Origin of the sequence: Rhodopseudomonas sp. (genome assembly GCF_036404135.1) — a bacterium.
GTDB lineage: Bacteria > Pseudomonadota > Alphaproteobacteria > Rhizobiales > Xanthobacteraceae > Rhodopseudomonas_A.
On record NZ_DASWPE010000192.1, the window covers coordinates 1 to 17,667 of the forward strand.

Genomic DNA, 17,667 nt, shown 5'->3' on the forward strand with positions numbered 1-17,667 from the left:
ACCTGGCTCTTCTTGGTCGGGATCGTGGTGTTGCGCTCGATGATGCGGGTGAACACGCCGCCCAGCGTCTCGATGCCCAGCGACAGCGGGGTGACGTCGAGCAGCAGCACGTCCTTGACGTCGCCCTGCAGCACGCCGGCCTGAATAGCGGCGCCGATGGCGACGACTTCATCCGGGTTGACGCCCTTGTGCGGCTCCTTGCCGAACAATTGCTTCACGACTTCCTGCACCTTGGGCATGCGGGTCATGCCGCCGACCAGCACCACTTCGCCGATTTCGCCGGCGGTGAGGCCGGCGTCCTTCAGCGCCTTGCGGCACGGATCGATGGTCTTCTGAATCAGATCGTCGACCAGCGCTTCGAACTTGGCGCGGGTCAGCTTCATGGTCAGATGCTTCGGACCGGACTGATCCGCGGTGATGAACGGCAGGTTGATCTCGGTCTGGGTGGTCGACGACAATTCGATCTTGGCCTTTTCGGCGGCTTCCTTCAGCCGCTGCAGCGCCAGCTTGTCGTTGCGCAGGTTGATGCCCTGCTCCTTCTGGAATTCGTCGGCCAGGTAGCTGACCAGCCGCATGTCGAAATCTTCGCCGCCGAGGAAGGTGTCGCCGTTGGTCGACTTCACCTCGAACACGCCGTCGCCGATTTCCAGAATCGAGACGTCGAAGGTGCCGCCGCCGAGGTCATACACCGCGATGGTGCCGGCCTTCGCCTTGTCGAGGCCGTAGGCCAAGGCGGCCGCGGTCGGCTCGTTGATGATGCGCAGCACTTCAAGGCCGGCGATCTTGCCGGCGTCCTTGGTGGCCTGACGTTGCGCGTCGTTGAAATAGGCCGGCACGGTGATCACCGCCTGATCGACCTTGGCGCCGAGATGGGCTTCCGCGGTCTCCTTCATCTTCTGCAGGATGAAGGCCGAGACCTGCGACGGCGAATAAGTCTTGCCGTCGGCTTCGACCCAGGCGTCGCCGTTACCGGCTTTGACGATCTTGTAGGGGACGAGCTTCTTGTCCTTCTCGACCATCGGGTCGTCGTAGCGGCGGCCGACCAGGCGCTTCACTGCGAAGAAGGTGCGCTCGGGATTGGTCACCGCCTGGCGCTTGGCCGGCTGGCCGACCAGCCGCTCGCCGTCGTCGCTAAACGCGACGATCGAGGGGGTCGTGCGCATGCCCTCGGCATTCTCGATGACTTTCGGCGCCTTGCCATCCATGACGGCGACGCACGAATTGGTGGTGCCGAGATCGATCCCAATGACCTTTCCCATGGTCCTCATATCCTTCTTTTTGCGGCAGGTTGGCTGGGCCCTGACGGCGCACCAATCCGAACCCCCAAATATTGAATTGTTCGCGATATTGCGACGGTCAGCCTCATATAGGAGGGGGGGTCGGGGCTGCAAGGACCGGACGCAACCTTGGCTCACGAAAACGCCATGCTTTGGAAGATCGTGTCGCCGCGGCCGGCGGCAAAGGGCTGAGCAGTCGCCGCGGCGTCATCCTAAAGGTGAGGATTTTGCGCGCCGCCGGCTCTCGATGGCAGGGTCCGCCGCCGCGGACAGGCGAGGGGGGCGCCAACACGCCGCGGGCGAATTGGGTTGATCGATCGCGGCCGGATGATCAGAATTGGCGCCCGATCGCAGCGCACAAACGGCAATGTTTCGACCATCGAACGGCCTCAATGCCACCGCAGTAGATTTTTCATGATGTTCATTCAACGCCTGCTCGCCGCCGTCCTGCTAACCGCTGGCATCAGCGGCGCCATCGCCCCGGCGCGCGCCGCCGACCCGGTCTATCCGCGCGGGATCCGGGTCGGCGTGGTCCCGCTCGACGGCCTGACCGCGTCGCCGAGCTTCGTCGGCTTCGAATCGGCCGATCACGGCGTCAAGGTGCTGCTCGCCGAACTGCCGCCGGCCGCCTATGGCGAGGTCGAGGCGGCGTTCAAGGCGACCCCGGAGGGGGTCGGCGGCATCAAGCCGGAAAACCTGCAGACCACCGCCGGCAAGGGCTACTACACCATCGAGAAGGCCAAGGACGGCAATGACAATGTGCGGCGCTACTCGCTGATCGTGCCGGGCGCCGGGTTTTCCGGCTACGTCGCGGTGCAGGTCGCCGAGGCCGGCGCCAACAACGTCTCCGACGACGACGTGCGCCGGATGTTCGCCTCGGTGACGGTGCGCCCCGAGGTGCCGGTCGACGAGCAACTGGCGCTGATGCCGTTCAAGCTCTCCGAACTCAGCGCCTTCAAGATGGTGCGGACGCTGGCGCCCGGCGCGGCGCTGCTGTTGGCCGACGCCTCCGACGATTCCGGCATCGAGGCCGCGCCGTTCATGGTGATCGGCCTGATCGGCCAGGCGCCGGACAAGCCCGACGACCGCAGCCGCTTCGCCCAGCAGGCAGCCGGCATCATCCCGGGATTGCGCGACGGCCACATCACCATGTCCGAGCCGGTGCGGATCGACGGCGCGCCGGGCTTCGAGACAAGGATCGACGCCACCTCCGGCAAGGCCAATACGCCGGTGACGGTGGTGCAATGGCTGCGCTTCGGCTCAGGCAGCGTGGCGATGCGGATCATCGCCAGCGCGCCGCGCGACGACTGGGCGAAGGCGTTTCCCCGCTTCCGCGCGGTGCGCGACGGCCTGCAGGCACGCTGAACTCTTTCAACCGATGATCCGGCGGGCAGCGATGCCCGCCGAACGCCAAGACGGGAAGCGTTACGCCGCGCTGTCGGACTCGCCGCCGCCATTGGCCTGCGAATTCGCCGACGAACTGGTCTTGGCACCGCCCTTCGACACCGCGACCAGCGCCGGGCGCAGCACCCGCTCGCCGAGCGTGAATCCGGCCTGCACCACCTGCACCACGGTGCCGGCGGCGACCGAGGAATCCGGCACTTCGTACATCGCCTGCTGGAAATTCGGATCGAACTTTTCGCCGATCGGGTCGAATCTCTTGACGCCGTTTTTCTCCAGCGCGTTGAGCATCGAGCGTTCGGTCAACTCGACGCCCTCGATCAACGCCTTGAGGCCCGGCTCGGCGGCAGCCCTGGCATCGGCCGGAACCGCGTCCAGCGCGCGCTGCAAATTATCCGCAATATCGAGCACGTCGCGGGCGAAGGCGGCGATGCCATAGGTTCGGGCGTCGGCCACTTCGCGCGCCGTGCGCTTCCGCAGGTTTTCCATTTCCGCCAGAGTCCGCAACATCTTATCGCGGGATTCCGCGGCTTCCTTGGCAAGCGCCTCGGTCGATCCGACCTCGGGATCGTCGGGCATGATGTAGGGCTTGGAGACCACCGGCTCGGCGGCCGGCGCCGGCTGCGCCGCAGTGTCCTTCGGTCCGTTGGGATCGGTCATCATGCTGCCTTCTGTAAAATCGTCTTGAAAGAGGGGGATTGGCTGCGCGGGATATCGTGGTTTGCGGCGCGAAAATCAAGCGCGACCGCGTCGTCGGCGCTGGCTAGAGAAGAATGACGTCGTTCGATTTTCTCATGCGCCGCCTCTCGCTAGCCGCCGAGCATCTGGCTGACCACGCGCGCGGCGTAGTCGACCATCGGAATCACGCGGGCATAATTCAGCCGCGTCGGGCCGATCACGCCGAGCACGCCGACGATGTTGCCGGCGCCGTCGCTGTAGGGCGCGATGATGGTCGAGGACCCCGACAGCGAGAACAATTTGTTCTCCGAGCCAATGAAGATCCGCACGCCTTCGGCGCTTTCGGCGCGGCCCAACAGATCGATCACGCCGCGCTTGGTCTCCAGATCGTCGAACAATAGCCGCACCCGCTCGAGGTCGTCGAGCGCGTGCAGGTCTTCCAACAGATTGGCATGGCCGCGCACGATCAGCTGGCGGTCGTCATTGGGCCCGCCGGACCAGCTCGCGATCCCCGCCGCGATGACCTTCTGCGTCAGCTGGTCGAGTTCGGCGCGATCCTGGCTCAGCGCGGTTTCCAGCTCCAGCCGGGCCTCCGCCAAGGTGCGGCCGCGGATCCGCGCGTTGAGGAAATTCGACGCCTCGATCAGCGCCGAGGACGGCACGCCGGCGGCCAGTGTCAGCACCCGGTTCTCGACCTGGCCGTCTTCGGCAACCAGCACCACCAGCGCGCGCTCCGGCTCGAGCCGAACGAATTCGATATGTTTCAGCCGCGCATTGGATTTCGCGGTCAGCACCACGGCGGCGGCGCGGGTCAGCCCGGACAACCGGGTCAAGGCCTCGCCGAGCGCCGCCTCGACCGATTGCGCGCGGCCGACCGAGGCGAGCTGCGCCTGGATCGACTGCCGTTCCGGCTCGGTGAGGTCGCCGACCTGCATCAAGGCGTCGACGAAGAACCGCAGCCCCAATTCGGTCGGCAGCCGGCCGGCCGAGGTGTGCGGCGCGTAGATCAGCCCGAGCTGCTCCAGATCCGACATCACATTGCGCACCGAGGCCGGCGACAGCGGCACCGTGATCAGCCGCGAGATGTTGCGCGAGCCCACCGGCTCGCCGGTCGCCAGATAGCTTTCGACGATCTGGCGGAAAATCTCGCGCGAACGCTCGTTGAGCTGGGCCAGGCCGGCAGTCGGCGCGATCAGGCCGATGGGATCGTGGTGAGCCAAAGAAGTCCTCCTGAAGCCCTCTAATTTGTCCATAGCGGGGCCGGGTTACAAGCGGCAATGCCGGCCAATGCCCTTGCCGCTGCCGCCCGCCGCCCCTAAAAGCACGCGAGCCAAGCCATTCCTGATTTCGTTGGAGGATTTTCCGATGCGGCCAAGCCGTCGTGCGCCGGATGAACTGCGCGCCGTGTCGCTGGAACGCGGCGTGGTCAAATATGCCGAAGGCTCCTGCATGGTGAAATTCGGCGACACCCATGTGCTGGTCACCGCCACGCTGGAAGACCGGCTGCCGCCGTGGCTGAAGGGCCAGGGCCGCGGCTGGGTCACCGCCGAATACGGCATGTTGCCGCGCGCCACGCTGGAACGCACCCGCCGCGAGGCCTCCGCCGGCAAGCAGAACGGCCGCACCGTGGAGATCCAGCGGCTGATCGGCCGCTCGCTGCGCGCCACCGTCGATCTGCAGGCCCTGGGCGAGCGCCAGATCACCGTCGACTGCGACGTGATCCAGGCCGACGGCGGCACCCGCACCGCCTCGATCACCGGCGCCTGGGTGGCTTTGGCCGACTGCATCGGCTGGATGAAGAGCCGCAACATGTTCAAGGGCACCGCCCCGGTGCTGCGCGACAATGTCGCGGCGATTTCCTGCGGCATCTACAACGGCACCCCGGTGCTGGACCTGGATTACGCCGAGGATTCCGAGGCCGACACCGACGCCAATTTCGTCATGACCGGCGACGGCCGCATCATCGAGGTGCAGGGCACCGCCGAGAAGACCCCGTTCTCGCAGGACGAGTTCCTGGCGCTGATGGCGCTGGCGCAAAAGGGCGTCGCTCGCCTGGTCGACCTGCAGAAAATGGCGGTGGCGTGATCAGCCTCCCGCAACGCCGGCATCTGGCGTAGATTCCCGCCATGCACCGTCGAATCACCGGCCAGCTCGTGATCGCCACCCACAATCCCGGCAAGCTGGCTGAGATGCGCGAGCTGCTGGCTCCTTACGGCATCGCCGCGGTGTCGGCCGGCGAACTCGGGCTGTTCGAGCCCGACGAGACCGGCGACAGCTTTCGCGCCAACGCCCGGATCAAGGCGATCGCCGCCGCCAAGGCCGCGCAGCTGCCGGCGTTCGCCGACGATTCCGGGCTGGTGGTCGAGGCGCTCGACGGCGCGCCGGGGATCTATTCGGCGCGCTGGGCCGGTGAGGGCAAGGATTTTTCCGCGGCGATGACCCGGATCGAGCGGCTGTTGCAGGAGCGCGGCGCCGCCACGCCTGCGCAGCGCAAGGCGCATTTCGTCTCGGCGCTGTGCGTGGCCTGGCCGGACGGCCATCTCGAAGAGGTCGAGGCCCGCGCCGATGGCACGCTGGTGTGGCCGCCGCGCGGCACCGCCGGGTTCGGCTACGACCCGGCGTTCCTGCCCGACGGCCAGGTCCGCACCTTCGGCGAAATGACCAGCGTCGAGAAGCACGGGCTGCCGCCGCTCGGCCTCGGGCTGTCGCATCGCGCCCGTGCCTTCGTCAAACTCGCGGAGATCTGCCTTGACCCGCGCTGACGGCGAGCCGGCATTCGGCGTCTATATTCACTGGCCGTTCTGCCTGTCGAAATGCCCGTATTGCGACTTCAACAGCCATGTCCGCCACGTCGCGATCGACGAGCAGCGCTACCTGCGCGCCTTCGTCCGCGAGATCGCAACCACCGCCGAGCGCGCGCCGGGCCGCGAGGTCACCTCGATCTTTCTCGGCGGCGGCACCCCGTCCCTGATGCAGCCGTCCACCGTCGGCGGCATTCTGGAGGCGATCGGCAAGCACTGGCGCGTGGCCTCCGACGTTGAGGTCTCGATGGAGGCCAACCCGACCAGCGTCGAGGCGACGCGATTCCGCGGCTATCGTGCGGCCGGCGTCAACCGGGTGTCGCTCGGCGTGCAGGCGCTCGACGATATTTCGCTGAAATCGCTCGGCCGCATGCATAGCGCACAGGAGGCGATGGACGCCGTGGCGATCGCCCGCTCGATCTTCGAGCGCTATTCGTTCGACCTGATCTATGCCCGGCCGAACCAAACGCCGGCGATGTGGCAGGCGGAATTGCAAAAGGCGATCGCCGAGGCCGCCGAACATCTGTCGCTGTATCAACTGACTATCGAGGCCGAGACGCCGTTTTTCGGTCTACACGCCGCCGGCAAATTGCAGACCCCGGACGAGGCCACCGCACGCGCGCTGTACGACGTGACGCAGGAGGTCTGCGCCGCGCAGGGGCTGCCGTCCTACGAGATTTCCAACCACGCCCGCGCCGGCGCCGAGTGCCGGCATAATCTGTTATATTGGCGCGGCCAGGAATATGCCGGGATCGGCCCCGGCGCCCACGGCCGGCTCGACATCAACGGCCTGCGCCACGCCATCGCCACCGAGAAACGCCCCGAGACCTGGCTGATGCGGGTCGAGGCCTGCGGCCATGGCGTGGTGGTCGACGACCGGCTCAACAGCGAAGAGCGCGCCGACGAATTTCTGCTGATGGGGCTGCGGCTCGCCGAAGGCATCGACCCCCGCCGCTATCAGGCGTTGAGCGGCCGGGCGCTCGATCCGGTGCGGATCGCGATGCTGCGCGAGGAAGGCGCCATCATGGTCGACCCGAGCGGCCGGCTGCGCGTCACCCAGTCGGGATTTCCGCTGCTCGACGCGGTGGTGGCGGATCTGGCGGCGTAGCGATCAAGCGAGTGTGCCACTCTCATTGAAGCCGTCATTCCGGGGCGCGAGCCCGCAAGGGCGAGCGAACCCGGAATCTTGCCGCGCGACGCCCGCGGCCGGCCGGCCTGGGGCGAGATTCCGGGTTCGCTCAAGCTTTGCTCTCGCGCCCCAGAATGACGGCGCTCCTGCTGAATAGGCCGCGCCGTTACGCCCCGAAACTCTTCGGCGAACCGGCCGCAGGCTGGCTGCCGCCGGACTGCACCCGCATCACCGCGAGCCCGCGCTCATTGCTGCCGTCGGCGCGGAAGCGAAACAGCCCGTCGATGCCGGCAAAGCCCGACGGATTGGTCAGCACTTCGGGCGAAAACCGCCGCGCGCCCTGGGTGCGCGCCAGCGCCGCCACCAGCGCCACCGCATCATAGGCCAGCGTCGCGGTGCGCACCGGGTCGGCGCCGTATTTGGCGCGGTAGCGCCCGGAGAAGGCACGGAAGCCCGAGGGGTCCGGCGCGGCATAGAGCCCGCCCTGCAACGCGGCGCTGCCGAACACCCGCGGATTGTCCCACAGCCCGGTGCCGAGCAACTGCACCCGCTTCAGGTCAGCGCCGGCCGCGGTCAACGCATCGGCAATGCCGACCAGCGCCTCGCCGTCATCGGCCAGCAACAGCGCGTCGGCGCCGCCCAAGGCCGCGGCGACATTGCGCGCCGGCGTGGCGCGGTCGGCGCCGTATTTCTCGAAGGCGACGATGCGGCCGCCCTTGCGGCCGACCGCCTGCTTGAACGCAGCCTCGACCACATTGCCATAGGCGTTTTCCGGCAGCAGCGCCGCGAACGACTTCTTGCCGGTGGAGGCGGCGTAATCGACGATCCGGTTGACGTCGGATTCCGGCAGGAAGCTCAGCAGATAGACGCCGCGGCCGGCGACGCTGGAATCGGTGGAGAACGCGATCACCGAGACGCCGCGGGCCCGCGCCAGCTGCGCGGTGGCCGGCACCGCCAGCGCGAATAACGGCCCGAGAATGATTTCGGCGCCCTCGTCGAGCGCCTGCTGGGTGCCGGCCTGGGCGCCCTGCGGATTGCCGGCGTCGTCCTTGATCAACAGTTGGATATTGGGGTTCTGGAATTCGGCGAGCGCCAGTTCGGCGGCATTCTTCATCGATTGCGCCGCAACCCCGGCATTGCCGGGCGCCGACAACGGCAGGATCAGCCCGACCTTGACCTGGCCGGCGCCGACCGCGGCGGGCTGCTGCGCCGGACCGCTCGATTCGGGCGGCGGGCTCGGATTGCCGGAAAACGGCCCCTGTATGCCGGCGCAGGCGCCGAGCAGCGGCGCGCCGAGCAACAGCCCGACCGCGGTGCGCCGGGTGGGGCCCGCGGGCTTCCTATCTGGATCGAGCGGTCCCGCCATTGCATTTCTTCCACTGACCGACTTCGTCGGCCCGGATGAACTCCGGACGCAGGACGGATTCAGCCATAATGTCAGCGAATGGTTAAGTAAAACAAAAGGTTTATGCAACGGCGCGACGCAGCGCAATTCCCTGTGCGCTTTTGCGCAAATCCTCCTAGATTGCCGCCATGCACGCAACACCAGCTTCGTCAGATCCGCAGCCCGATGCCCCCGCGCCGAAGGAACGCAGCTTCGCCATCGCCGGCCAATTGCTGACCGCGCCGCGGGCGGTGCCCGGGCTGCACCTGGTCGCCACCCCGATCGGCAATCTTGGCGACATCACGCTGCGGGCGCTGGAAACACTGGCCGGCGTCGACATCATCGCCTGCGAGGACACCAGGATCACCCGGCGGCTGACCGAGCGCTACGCCATCCACGCGTCGCTGAAACAATATCACGAGCACAACGCCGCGCAGGCGCGGCCGAAGATCCTGGAGAAGCTGGCGCAAGGCCGCTCGATCGCGCTGGTGTCGGACGCCGGCACGCCGTTGATTTCCGACCCCGGCTTCAAGCTGGTGCGCGAGGTCACTGCCGCGGGCTTCAGCGTGTTCGCGCTGCCGGGTCCGTCCTCGGTGCTGACCGCGCTCGCGGTATCGGCGTTGCCGACCGACCGCTTCTTCTTCGAGGGATTCTTGCCGGCCAAGCAGGTGGCGCGCCGCGCCCGGATCGCCGAATTGGCGCGGATCGATGCGACGCTGGTGCTGTTCGAATCCGGCAACCGGGTCGAGGAGACGCTGCAGGATCTGGCGCAGGCGTTGGGGAGCCGCGACGCCGCGATCTGCCGCGAACTGACCAAGCTGCACGAAGAAGTCCGCCGCGCGACGATCGTGGAATTGGCGCAAAGCGCCGGCGCGTTGGAGACCCGCGGCGAATTCGTGCTGGTGATCGGCCCGCCTGCGGCCGACGCGCAGTTGATGGCGGCGCAGGATCTCGACGAGCTGTTGCGCGGCGCGCTGCGCCAGGGCAGCGTCAAGGACGCGGTGGCGCAAGCGGTCGAAGTCTCCGGCCGGCACCGCCGCGAAATCTATGCAAGAGCGCTGGAATTGGCGAAACAGAGCGAAGCCGATCATGGCGAAGACTAGCGATGCCGCAGCGCCGGCGCCGCGTCTGCCCGCACCCGAGCGGGTCGCGGCGTTCAACACCGGCGTCTCGGCCGAGGCGCGCGCCGCGGCCTATCTGATCGACGCCGGCTATGCCATCGAGGCGCGGCGCTTCCGCACGCCTTACGGCGAGATCGACATCGTGGCGCGGCTGCGCGACCTCGTGGCCTTCGTCGAAGTCAAAGCCCGCGCCAGGCTCGACGACGCCGCCTATGCGGTGACGCCGAAACAGCAACAGCGCATCATCGCCGCGGCGCAGGCCTGGCTGACCGCGCATCCCGAACACGCCAACCTCGAGCTGCGCTTCGACGCCATCCTGATCGCGCCGCACGCGTTGCCGCGGCACCTGCCGGCGGCGTTCGACGCCAGCCCCTAGCGCCTGGCCCCACCTCCCGAAACCGGAATTCGCATCATGACCTTGAACGTCGCCGTCCAGATGGACCCGATCGCCCGCATCAACATCCGCGGCGATTCCACCTTCGCGCTGTTGCTGGAGGCGCAAAAGCGCGGCCATCGGCTGAGCTATTATACGCCGGACCAGCTCTCGCTGCGCGGCAATGATCTGATCGGCTCGGTGCAGACGCTGAGCGTGCGCGACCAGCACGGCGATCACTTCACGCTCGGCGAGCCGACCCGCGTGGCCATGACCTCCTTCGACGTGGTGCTGCTGCGGCAGGATCCGCCGTTCGATCTCGCCTACATCACCAACACGCATTTCCTCGAGCGCATTCATCCCGACACGCTGGTGGTCAATGATCCGTCGAGCGTGCGCAACGCGCCGGAAAAGCTGTTCGTGATGGACTTTTCCGACCTGATGCCGCCGACCCTGATCTCGCGCAATCTCGAGGAGATCAATTCGTTTCGTGCCGAGCACGGCGCGGTGGTGATGAAGCCGCTGCACGGCCATGGCGGCGCCGCGGTGTTTCGCGTCTTGCCGCAGGACATGAATTTCGGCTCGCTGTTCGACATGTTTTCGGTGACGTTCCGCGAGCCCTGGGTGATCCAGCGCTTCCTTCCCGAGGTGAAGCATGGCGACAAGCGCATCATCCTGGTCGACGGCGAATTCGCCGGCGCGGTCAACCGCGTGCCGGCCGAAGACGATCTGCGCTCCAACATGGTGCGCGGCGGCGCGGCGCGGGCCACCGACCTCACCGAGCGCGAGCGCGAGATCTGCGAGCGGCTGGGGCCGCATCTGCGGCAGCGCGGCCTATTGTTCGTCGGCATCGACGTGATCGACGGTCATCTCACCGAGATCAACGTCACCTCGCCGACCGGAATCCGCGCCATCGCCAAGCTCGGCGGCCCCGACGTCGCGGCCAAGATCTGGGACGTCATCGAGGCGAAACGCCGGTAGGACGCTGCCGTTATTTGTTCCCCGAATGTTCTTGTCTGATTGCGTGTCCTGCGCTAGCCTTGCACGCGAGGGGGCAGGGCCATGGTGCAGCGGGTATCCACCGTCGCGTTCGAAGGGATCGAGGCCCGCGCCGTCGACGTGCAGGTCCAGGTCGCGCCCGGGCTGCCGGCGTTTTATCTGGTCGGACTGCCCGACAAGGCGGTGTCGGAAGCCCGCGAACGGGTCCGCTCGGCGCTGATCGCCTCGGGCCTGGCGCTGCCGGCGCGGCGCATCACCGTCAATCTGGCGCCGGCCGATCTGCCCAAGGAAGGCAGCCATTACGATCTGCCGATCGCGCTCGGTCTGATGGCGGCAATCGGCGCGATCCCGGCCGACGCTTTGGCCGGCTTCACCGTGCTCGGCGAACTCGGCCTCGACGGCTCGATTGCGCCGGTGGCGGGCGTGCTGCCAGCGGCGATCGGCGCCAATTCCCGCGACGAGGGGCTGATCTGTCCGGCCGCCTGCGGCTCCGAGGCGGCCTGGGCCAGCCCCGACATCCAGATCATCGCCGCGCGGTCGCTGATCCAGATCGCCAATCATTTCAAGGGCACGCAACTATTGAGCCGGCCGCAGCCGCGGGTGCACGAGGCCGCCGCCTCGCCGCTGGATCTGCGCGACATCAAGGGCCAGGAAAGCGCCAAGCGGGCGCTGGAGATCGCCGCCGCCGGCGGCCATCATTTGCTGATGATCGGCGCACCCGGCGCCGGCAAGTCGATGCTGGCGGCGCGGCTGCCCTCGATCCTGCCGCCTTTGTCGCCGTCCGAATTGCTGGAAGTCTCGATGATCGCCTCGGTCGCCGGCGAAATCCGCGACGGCGCCCTGACCGCGCGGCGACCGTTCCGCGCGCCGCATCATTCCGCCTCGATGGCGGCTTTGACCGGCGGCGGCATCCGCGCCAAGCCCGGCGAGATTTCGCTGGCGCATCAGGGCGTGCTGTTTCTCGACGAACTGCCGGAATTCGACGCCCGCGTCTTGGATTCGCTGCGCGCGCCGATGGAAAACGGCGAGGTCGCGGTGTCGCGCGCCAATCACCGCGTCACCTATCCGGCGCGTTTCATGCTGGTCGGCGCGATGAATCCGTGCCGCTGCGGCCACGCCTATGATCCCGGCTTTGCCTGCAAGCGCGGCCGGCTCGAGCGCTGCACCGCCGACTATCAATCGCGGATCTCCGGTCCGCTGATGGACCGCATCGACCTGCGCATCGAGGTGCCGGCGGTGACCGCCGCCGACCTGATCCTGCCGCTACCCGGCGAGGGCTCGGCCGAGGTCGCCGCCCGCGTCGCCGCGGCCCGCGACATCCAGCGCCAACGCTACGCCGCGGCCGGGCTGCCGCAGGTCCGCACCAATGCCGAGGCGCCGGCCGCGGTGCTGGAAAAGATCGCGCGGCCGGATTCGTCGGGGGCCGCGCTGCTGCGCGACGCCGCCGAATCGATGCAGCTGTCGGCGCGCGGCTATCACCGGGTGCTGCGGGTCGCCCGCACGCTGGCCGACCTCGACGGCGCAGATGGCATCGGCCGGCTGCATCTCGCCGAAGCCTTGTCCTATCGGGCGCTGGCGGAGGATCTGCGCCGCGCCGCGTGACGACCACGGCAACGCGCCCGGGCTAAAGCGTACCGCGCTATGCTGGCGGCGTGGTGCGCGCGGATCGGGCGTGACCAAACGCGGGGCGAGCAAGCCCGGCACTTGGAACCGTCTCGTCGCGCGGCGCAGCACAACAACCGTGCTCGCGTTCGGGGCACAGGCCTCAGAGACGAAAGCGAATTCGAGGGTTTTCAATCACTTCGATGCACCTTCGACCCAAGGCCGTCATTCCGGGGCGCGAGCCCACTTGGGCGAGCGAACCCGGAATCTTGCTGCGCATATCGGCCAAAGCTCTGTTGCGAGATTCCGGGTTCGCTCGTTCTGACCAACTCGCGCCCCGGAATGACGGCATTGGTGCGGTCTGGCGACCTCGAGCCGATCGAGATCCTGCGAGATTCTGTCGTGTTGACCCGGGCTGCGCGGCTCGGATGCTCGACCATCTGCTCAACTAACAAAAGCTCTGGCGGCTTTAGGCGCTTGCAGCGCGTGTCAGTTGCAGATGATCGCTCTCGTCAATCACCTGGTAACGACTTTCGTTTACGCTTCGCGAACCATAGCTCCATTTTGTCGGGGCTGCCGAGCGAGTGCGTATCATGTTGCGTTTCGGAATCCTGGCCTCCACCGTGCCGTTGTTGCTGCTCGGTGCCTTTGCCGGCGGCGATGTGAGCCCCGGCCCGCAGCCCTGCATCGCGCTCGGCGACGGCGCGGCGCAGCTTGCGGCGGCGCCGGCACAGGCCTCCTTGCATGTCAGCTTCACCGATGACGCGGCCCGCGCCAGCGTGCGAGTGCAGATCGTCGATGCGCCGGATGAGGCCGATTTCACCGTGGTCGACGACATCGACGCCGCCGAGCCGGCCGGCTGCGACGGCGGCGCCCAGCCGCGCCTGATCGCGATCACGCCGACGCCGTCCGGCGCCGATCCGCTGATTCTGCTGTCGCGCGACGGCGACGCCGACTACCGGATCTTCGTGCGCTCGAGCCGGCTCAGCGCCCGCGACGCCGCGGCCTTGATCGTCGGCGGCCATGCCCAGCCGGCGCATCTGGTGGCGGCGCTCGGCGGCCGATCTTAAGCCCCGGTCAACCCTGTTCGCATCGGCGGCGCGCCAGCGCAACCTGTCAAGCTCTTCGCAACATTGTCGCGGCATCGTGCCCGCAAGAACTCCGGCGTGGTCCGCCGGGGTCGGAGCGACGACGGGGTTGCCGGTGCGTGGAGATTTCCAACTGATGCGGCTGCGCGTGACGCAGCAACAGCGCTGGCAAAGCCGCGCCGCCCGCGCACTGCTGATCGCGGCCGCCGGATTCGGCGTCGCGCTCGGCCTCGGCATCGCCGCCCGCGCAAATATCTCAAACGACCCACACGGTGTTGCCCTCGGCACCGCGCTGGCGGCCGGAATCGCCGGCATCGCAGTGCTATGGCTGAAATGGCGCACCGCCCGGCAGGAGCTGCGGCGTCTCACCCTGCACAATGACGCGCTGGCCGACCGCAACCGCGAACTGCAGGAGGCCGAATATCGCGCCCGCAGCCTGTTCGAATCGCAGGGCGATCTGATCGTGCTGCGCGATGCGCAGGACCGCATCAGTTTCGCCAACGAGGCCTATTGCGAATTGGCCGGGCTGCCGCCGGCGCGGCTGATCGGCAGCCGGCAGCGGCTCGAAGTGCTTGAGCAGAGCGAGGTCGCCGCCGACCGCGACGGCACCAGGATCTACGACCAGAAAGTCGCGACCGCGCACGGCGCGCGATGGATCGCCTGGCGCGAGGGAGTGGTCCGCAACGACGCCGACCGCCCCGCCGAGACGCAATGCGTCGGCCGCGACGTCACCGCGCGCGCCGAGACCGAACGCGCGCTGGCCGAGGCGCGCGATATCGCCGACACCGCCAACCGCGCCAAGTCGCGCTTCCTGGCGATGGCGTCGCACGAGATGCGCACCCCGCTGAACGGCATCATCGGCATGAGCGGCCTGTTGCTCGACACCCCGCTGACGCCGGAGCAGGCGACCTACGCGCGGGCGGTGAAGACCTCCGGCGACGCTCTCGCCTCGCTGATCGAGGAACTGCTCGACGATTCCAAGATCGAGGCCGGCAAGATCGACCTCGACAACCAGCCGTTTGTGCTGTCGGCGCTGATCGAGGGCATTACCGAATTGCTGGCGCCCCGCGCGCAGGCGCGGCAGCTCGAAATCGCCGCCGATGTCGACGAGGCGCTGCCCGCCGAACTGATCGGCGATGCCGCGCGGCTGCGCCAGGTGCTGCTCAATCTGGCCGGCAACGCCATCAAATTCACCGCCCAGGGCGGCGTCGCGCTGATCGTCGAACCCGGCGACAGCGAGGGCGAGATCCGCTTCGTGGTGCGCGACACCGGCATCGGCATCGCGCCGGAGGCGCAGGCGCGGATCTTCCGCGAATTCGAACAGGCCGACGAGCAGATCGCCCGCAACTACGGCGGCAGCGGATTGGGACTGAGCATCAGCGAACGCATCGTGCGGCGGATGGGCGGCCAGATCGCGCTGCAGAGCGCGCCCGGCAAGGGCTCGAGCTTTGAATTTTGCATCGCGCTGCCCGCCGTCGCCGCCGCGCCGGCCGGCCCGCCCCTCGCCGTCGAGGCCCCGGATCTGTCCGGCCAGGCCATCATGCTGGTGGCGCCGCACAGCATCGCCGCCTCGCTGATCGCGCGGCGGCTGCAGCGCTGGGGCGCGCAGACCTGCGTGTTGGCCGATCGCGCGGTCGCCCAGGCGCTATTGCCGGAGCGCGCCTGGCACGCCATCCTGATCGACCGCGGGCTCGGCGCCGACGAGGTGGCGCTGCTGGCGGAGGCGGCGCGGCCGCACGCCGCGCAGCGCATCGTGATGATGACGCCGGCCGAACGCCACGACATCCGCGATGCCGCGGCGTCCGGGCTGACCGGCTATCTGGTGAAGCCGTTGCGCGCGGCCTCGCTGGCGGCGCGGCTCAGCCTGCCCGACATCGCCTCGCCGGGAATCGCCGACGGCGAACTCGCTGATGGCGCGCCGGCCCCCGCAACCGACTCCGGCCAAGGCCCGGCCACGCCGGCGCCGCAAGGGCTGTCGATCCTGGTCGCCGAAGATAACGAGATCAACGCGCGGCTGATGCGCGCGCTACTCGGCAAGCTCGGCCACCGCGCCGTGATCACCAGCGATGGCGACGAGGCTTTGGAATCGTGGCTCGCCGCCGACGCCGCCGGCGCGCCCTACGATCTGGTGCTGATGGACATCCAGATGCCGCGGCTCGACGGCATCGCGGCTACCAAGCGGATCCGCGCCCGCGAGGCCGGCCATCGCGCCCGCCGCACCCCGATCCTGGCGCTCACCGCCAACACGCTGGTGGAAGACCGCTATGCCTGCTTCGAGGCCGGCATGGACGGTTTCCTGGTCAAGCCGCTGGATCGCGACAAACTCACTGAAGCGCTGGCCAGCATGCAGGCCTCGCGGTATCTGGCGGCCTGACGCGGCCGATCAGTTCGGCGGCGCGGCGCTGATCAGTCGCGGTTTGCCGTGATGTCACACGCCGGCAATCGCCGCGTCACATCCTTGTAGAACGCCCGTGCTTGGTAATCGTCGAAGGCCGCACACGATTCGTTGACCCGCGGTCGCGAGGACACGATGCACGGCGACGATCTGGCGCGCTCGACTCAACGTTTCATCAAGCTGCTCCGGCCGGAAAATGCCGGCGCGATGGCCGCCACCGCGATCACCTGGCTGAAGGCACCGCCCTATCTGCCGCAGCCGCGCAAGGCGTTGCGGCCGTTCCCGGCGGCGCCCGCCAGTCTCGGACGGATCGGCGCGCTCGAGGTCAAGCTCGCCACCGAAAAGCGCGACGTCCGCCACGCCCAGAAACTGCGCTACCGGGTGTTCTACAAGAACGGCACCGCGGTCGCCGACGCCGCCACGCTGTTGGCGCGCCGCGACAAGGACGGCTACGACAAGATCTGCGATCATCTTTTGGTGGTCGATCACGCCGCCAAGCCGACGCTGAGCGGCAAGCAGCCGGTGGTCGGCACCTATCGGCTGCTGCGGCAGGAACTGGCCGACCGCCACGGCGGCTTCTACACCGAGCACGAATTCGATCTGTCCGGCATGATCGCGCGCCACCCCGGCCTGCGCTTTCTCGAGCTCGGCCGCTCCTGCGTGCTGCCGCGCTACCGCAACAAGCGCACCGTCGAATTGCTGTGGCAGGGCATCTGGAACTACGTCCGCCAGCACGACGTCGACGTGATGATCGGCTGCGCCAGTTTCGAGGGCACCGACCCGAACCGGCTGGCGCTGCCGCTGTCGTTCCTGCATCACCACGCCTCGGCGCCGGAAGAGTGGCGCGCCCGCGCCCACCCGTCGCGCCGCATCGAGATGAACCGGATGGCCAAGGAGGCAATCGATCCGAAGGCGGCATTGCGCGAACTGCCGCCCTTGATCAAGGGCTATCTGCGGGTCGGCGCCATGGTCGGCGACGGCGCGGTGATCGACTATCAGTTCGGTACCACCGACGTATTGATCGTGATGCCGGTCGCCGCCATCAAAGGCCGCTACATCGAGCATTTCGGCGGCAGCGACGCGCCCCGCCGCGCGGCGTGATTTTCGGCTCGCTCAAGTAACAGGCCGTGCGGCTTTGGTCCGCTCGCTTGTGCCTATCAACACAACGGCCGTCATCCTGAGGAGCCCGGCGTAGCTCGAAGAGCGATGCCGGGCGTCTCGAAGGATGGGCTCCAAGGACTCGTGGCCGCATCCTTCGAGGCTCGCGCAAGCGCGCGAGCACCTCAGCGACTGTCTTGGTTGTCAAGCGTTTTGCCATGGCTGATTGTCCCGCAGGATTGCGTTGAGGGTGGTGAGGAGCTTTCGGGCGACGGCGATCAGGGCGACCATTTTGGGCTTACCAGCGCTGATCAGGCGCTG

The 17,667-nt window shown here is 67.9% G+C and carries 15 protein-coding genes and 1 pseudogene; 11 read left to right on the top strand and 5 right to left on the bottom strand.

Annotation, left to right across the window (positions count from 1 at the left end; translation table 11 throughout):
• Positions 1-1,259: molecular chaperone DnaK (gene dnaK, locus VGC77_RS21120; protein ID WP_331173524.1), on the bottom strand; the 1,259-nt coding region annotated here is incomplete at its 3' end.
• 432 nt (positions 1,260-1,691) lie between these two features.
• Between dnaK and VGC77_RS21125 the strand changes: the two genes are divergently transcribed.
• Positions 1,692-2,642 carry a hypothetical protein gene (locus VGC77_RS21125; RefSeq protein ID WP_331173525.1) on the top strand — a complete coding sequence of 317 codons (951 nt, stop codon included), beginning with the start codon at positions 1,692-1,694 and terminating at the stop codon, positions 2,640-2,642.
• Positions 2,643-2,702: 60 nt separating this feature from the next.
• On the opposite strand, the gene grpE is transcribed toward VGC77_RS21125, so the two are convergent.
• Positions 2,703-3,338 (bottom strand): nucleotide exchange factor GrpE, encoded by a 636-nt coding sequence (grpE, locus tag VGC77_RS21130; protein ID WP_331173537.1) that lies wholly within the window; start codon positions 3,336-3,338, stop codon positions 2,703-2,705.
• 149 nt (positions 3,339-3,487) lie between these two features.
• Entirely contained in the window at positions 3,488-4,576 is a 1,089-nt protein-coding gene (gene hrcA / locus VGC77_RS21135) for a heat-inducible transcriptional repressor HrcA (protein WP_331173526.1), read from the bottom strand.
• Positions 4,577-4,721: 145 nt separating this feature from the next.
• On the opposite strand from hrcA, the gene rph reads away from it, so the two are divergent.
• From rph to hemW, 3 genes are read left to right on the top strand one after another with little or no spacing between them, the layout of a single operon-like run.
• Positions 4,722-5,441, top strand: coding sequence for a ribonuclease PH (gene rph / locus VGC77_RS21140; RefSeq protein ID WP_331173527.1), 720 nt, complete (start codon positions 4,722-4,724; stop codon positions 5,439-5,441).
• Between the two features lie 41 nt (positions 5,442-5,482).
• The gene (rdgB, locus tag VGC77_RS21145) at positions 5,483-6,118 is read left to right on the top strand and encodes an RdgB/HAM1 family non-canonical purine NTP pyrophosphatase (protein ID WP_331173528.1); all 636 of its coding nucleotides are present in this window, start codon (positions 5,483-5,485) and stop codon (positions 6,116-6,118) included.
• Entirely contained in the window at positions 6,105-7,265 is a 1,161-nt protein-coding gene (hemW, locus tag VGC77_RS21150) for a radical SAM family heme chaperone HemW (protein ID WP_331173529.1), read from the top strand. The genes rdgB and hemW overlap by 14 nt, the downstream gene beginning before the upstream one ends.
• 187 nt (positions 7,266-7,452) lie before the next feature.
• Here hemW and VGC77_RS21155 read toward each other — a convergent pair whose 3' ends face one another.
• Positions 7,453-8,652 (bottom strand): penicillin-binding protein activator, encoded by a 1,200-nt coding sequence (locus VGC77_RS21155; protein WP_331173530.1) that lies wholly within the window; start codon positions 8,650-8,652, stop codon positions 7,453-7,455.
• Positions 8,653-8,819: 167 nt separating this feature from the next.
• Between VGC77_RS21155 and rsmI the strand changes: the two genes are divergently transcribed.
• The 7 genes from rsmI (at position 8,820) to VGC77_RS21190 (ending at position 17,349) form a co-directional block, all read left to right on the top strand.
• Entirely contained in the window at positions 8,820-9,773 is a 954-nt protein-coding gene (rsmI, locus tag VGC77_RS21160; protein WP_331173531.1) for a 16S rRNA (cytidine(1402)-2'-O)-methyltransferase, read from the top strand.
• Positions 9,760-10,167 (top strand): YraN family protein, encoded by a 408-nt coding sequence (locus VGC77_RS21165; protein WP_331173532.1) that lies wholly within the window; start codon positions 9,760-9,762, stop codon positions 10,165-10,167. Before rsmI ends, VGC77_RS21165 begins: the two co-directional genes overlap by 14 nt.
• Positions 10,168-10,203: 36 nt before the next feature.
• Positions 10,204-11,145: a glutathione synthase gene (gene gshB / locus VGC77_RS21170; protein ID WP_331173533.1), complete on the top strand. Its 942-nt coding sequence runs from the start codon at positions 10,204-10,206 to the stop codon at positions 11,143-11,145.
• Between the two features lie 81 nt (positions 11,146-11,226).
• Positions 11,227-12,765, top strand: coding sequence for a YifB family Mg chelatase-like AAA ATPase (locus VGC77_RS21175; RefSeq protein WP_331173534.1), 1,539 nt, complete (start codon positions 11,227-11,229; stop codon positions 12,763-12,765).
• 593 nt (positions 12,766-13,358) lie between these two features.
• Entirely contained in the window at positions 13,359-13,835 is a 477-nt protein-coding gene (locus VGC77_RS21180) for a hypothetical protein (RefSeq protein ID WP_331173535.1), read from the top strand.
• 154 nt (positions 13,836-13,989) lie between these two features.
• On the top strand, positions 13,990-16,227 hold the full coding sequence (locus VGC77_RS21185; RefSeq protein WP_331173538.1) for a response regulator: 2,238 nt from the start codon (positions 13,990-13,992) through the stop codon (positions 16,225-16,227).
• A 156-nt stretch (positions 16,228-16,383) separates the two neighbouring features.
• Positions 16,384-17,349: a GNAT family N-acetyltransferase gene (locus VGC77_RS21190; RefSeq protein ID WP_331173536.1), complete on the top strand. Its 966-nt coding sequence runs from the start codon at positions 16,384-16,386 to the stop codon at positions 17,347-17,349.
• 201 nt (positions 17,350-17,550) lie between these two features.
• On the opposite strand, the pseudogene VGC77_RS21195 reads toward VGC77_RS21190, so the two are convergent.
• Positions 17,551-17,667 (bottom strand): annotated as a pseudogene (locus VGC77_RS21195) (IS110 family transposase); the annotation flags it as partial.

Coding starts and splice junctions, on each gene's coding strand:
- VGC77_RS21125 (WP_331173525.1), top strand. CDS start 1,692: ATGATGTTCATTCAACGCCTGCTCGCCGCCGTCCTGCTAACCGCTGGC.
- grpE (WP_331173537.1), bottom strand. CDS start 3,338: ATGACCGATCCCAACGGACCGAAGGACACTGCGGCGCAGCCGGCGCCG.
- rph (WP_331173527.1), top strand. CDS start 4,722: ATGCGGCCAAGCCGTCGTGCGCCGGATGAACTGCGCGCCGTGTCGCTG.
- rdgB (WP_331173528.1), top strand. CDS start 5,483: ATGCACCGTCGAATCACCGGCCAGCTCGTGATCGCCACCCACAATCCC.
- VGC77_RS21155 (WP_331173530.1), bottom strand. CDS start 8,652: ATGGCGGGACCGCTCGATCCAGATAGGAAGCCCGCGGGCCCCACCCGG.
- rsmI (WP_331173531.1), top strand. CDS start 8,820: ATGCACGCAACACCAGCTTCGTCAGATCCGCAGCCCGATGCCCCCGCG.
- VGC77_RS21165 (WP_331173532.1), top strand. CDS start 9,760: ATGGCGAAGACTAGCGATGCCGCAGCGCCGGCGCCGCGTCTGCCCGCA.
- gshB (WP_331173533.1), top strand. CDS start 10,204: ATGACCTTGAACGTCGCCGTCCAGATGGACCCGATCGCCCGCATCAAC.
- VGC77_RS21175 (WP_331173534.1), top strand. CDS start 11,227: ATGGTGCAGCGGGTATCCACCGTCGCGTTCGAAGGGATCGAGGCCCGC.
- VGC77_RS21180 (WP_331173535.1), top strand. CDS start 13,359: ATGTTGCGTTTCGGAATCCTGGCCTCCACCGTGCCGTTGTTGCTGCTC.
- VGC77_RS21185 (WP_331173538.1), top strand. CDS start 13,990: ATGCGGCTGCGCGTGACGCAGCAACAGCGCTGGCAAAGCCGCGCCGCC.
- VGC77_RS21190 (WP_331173536.1), top strand. CDS start 16,384: ATGCACGGCGACGATCTGGCGCGCTCGACTCAACGTTTCATCAAGCTG.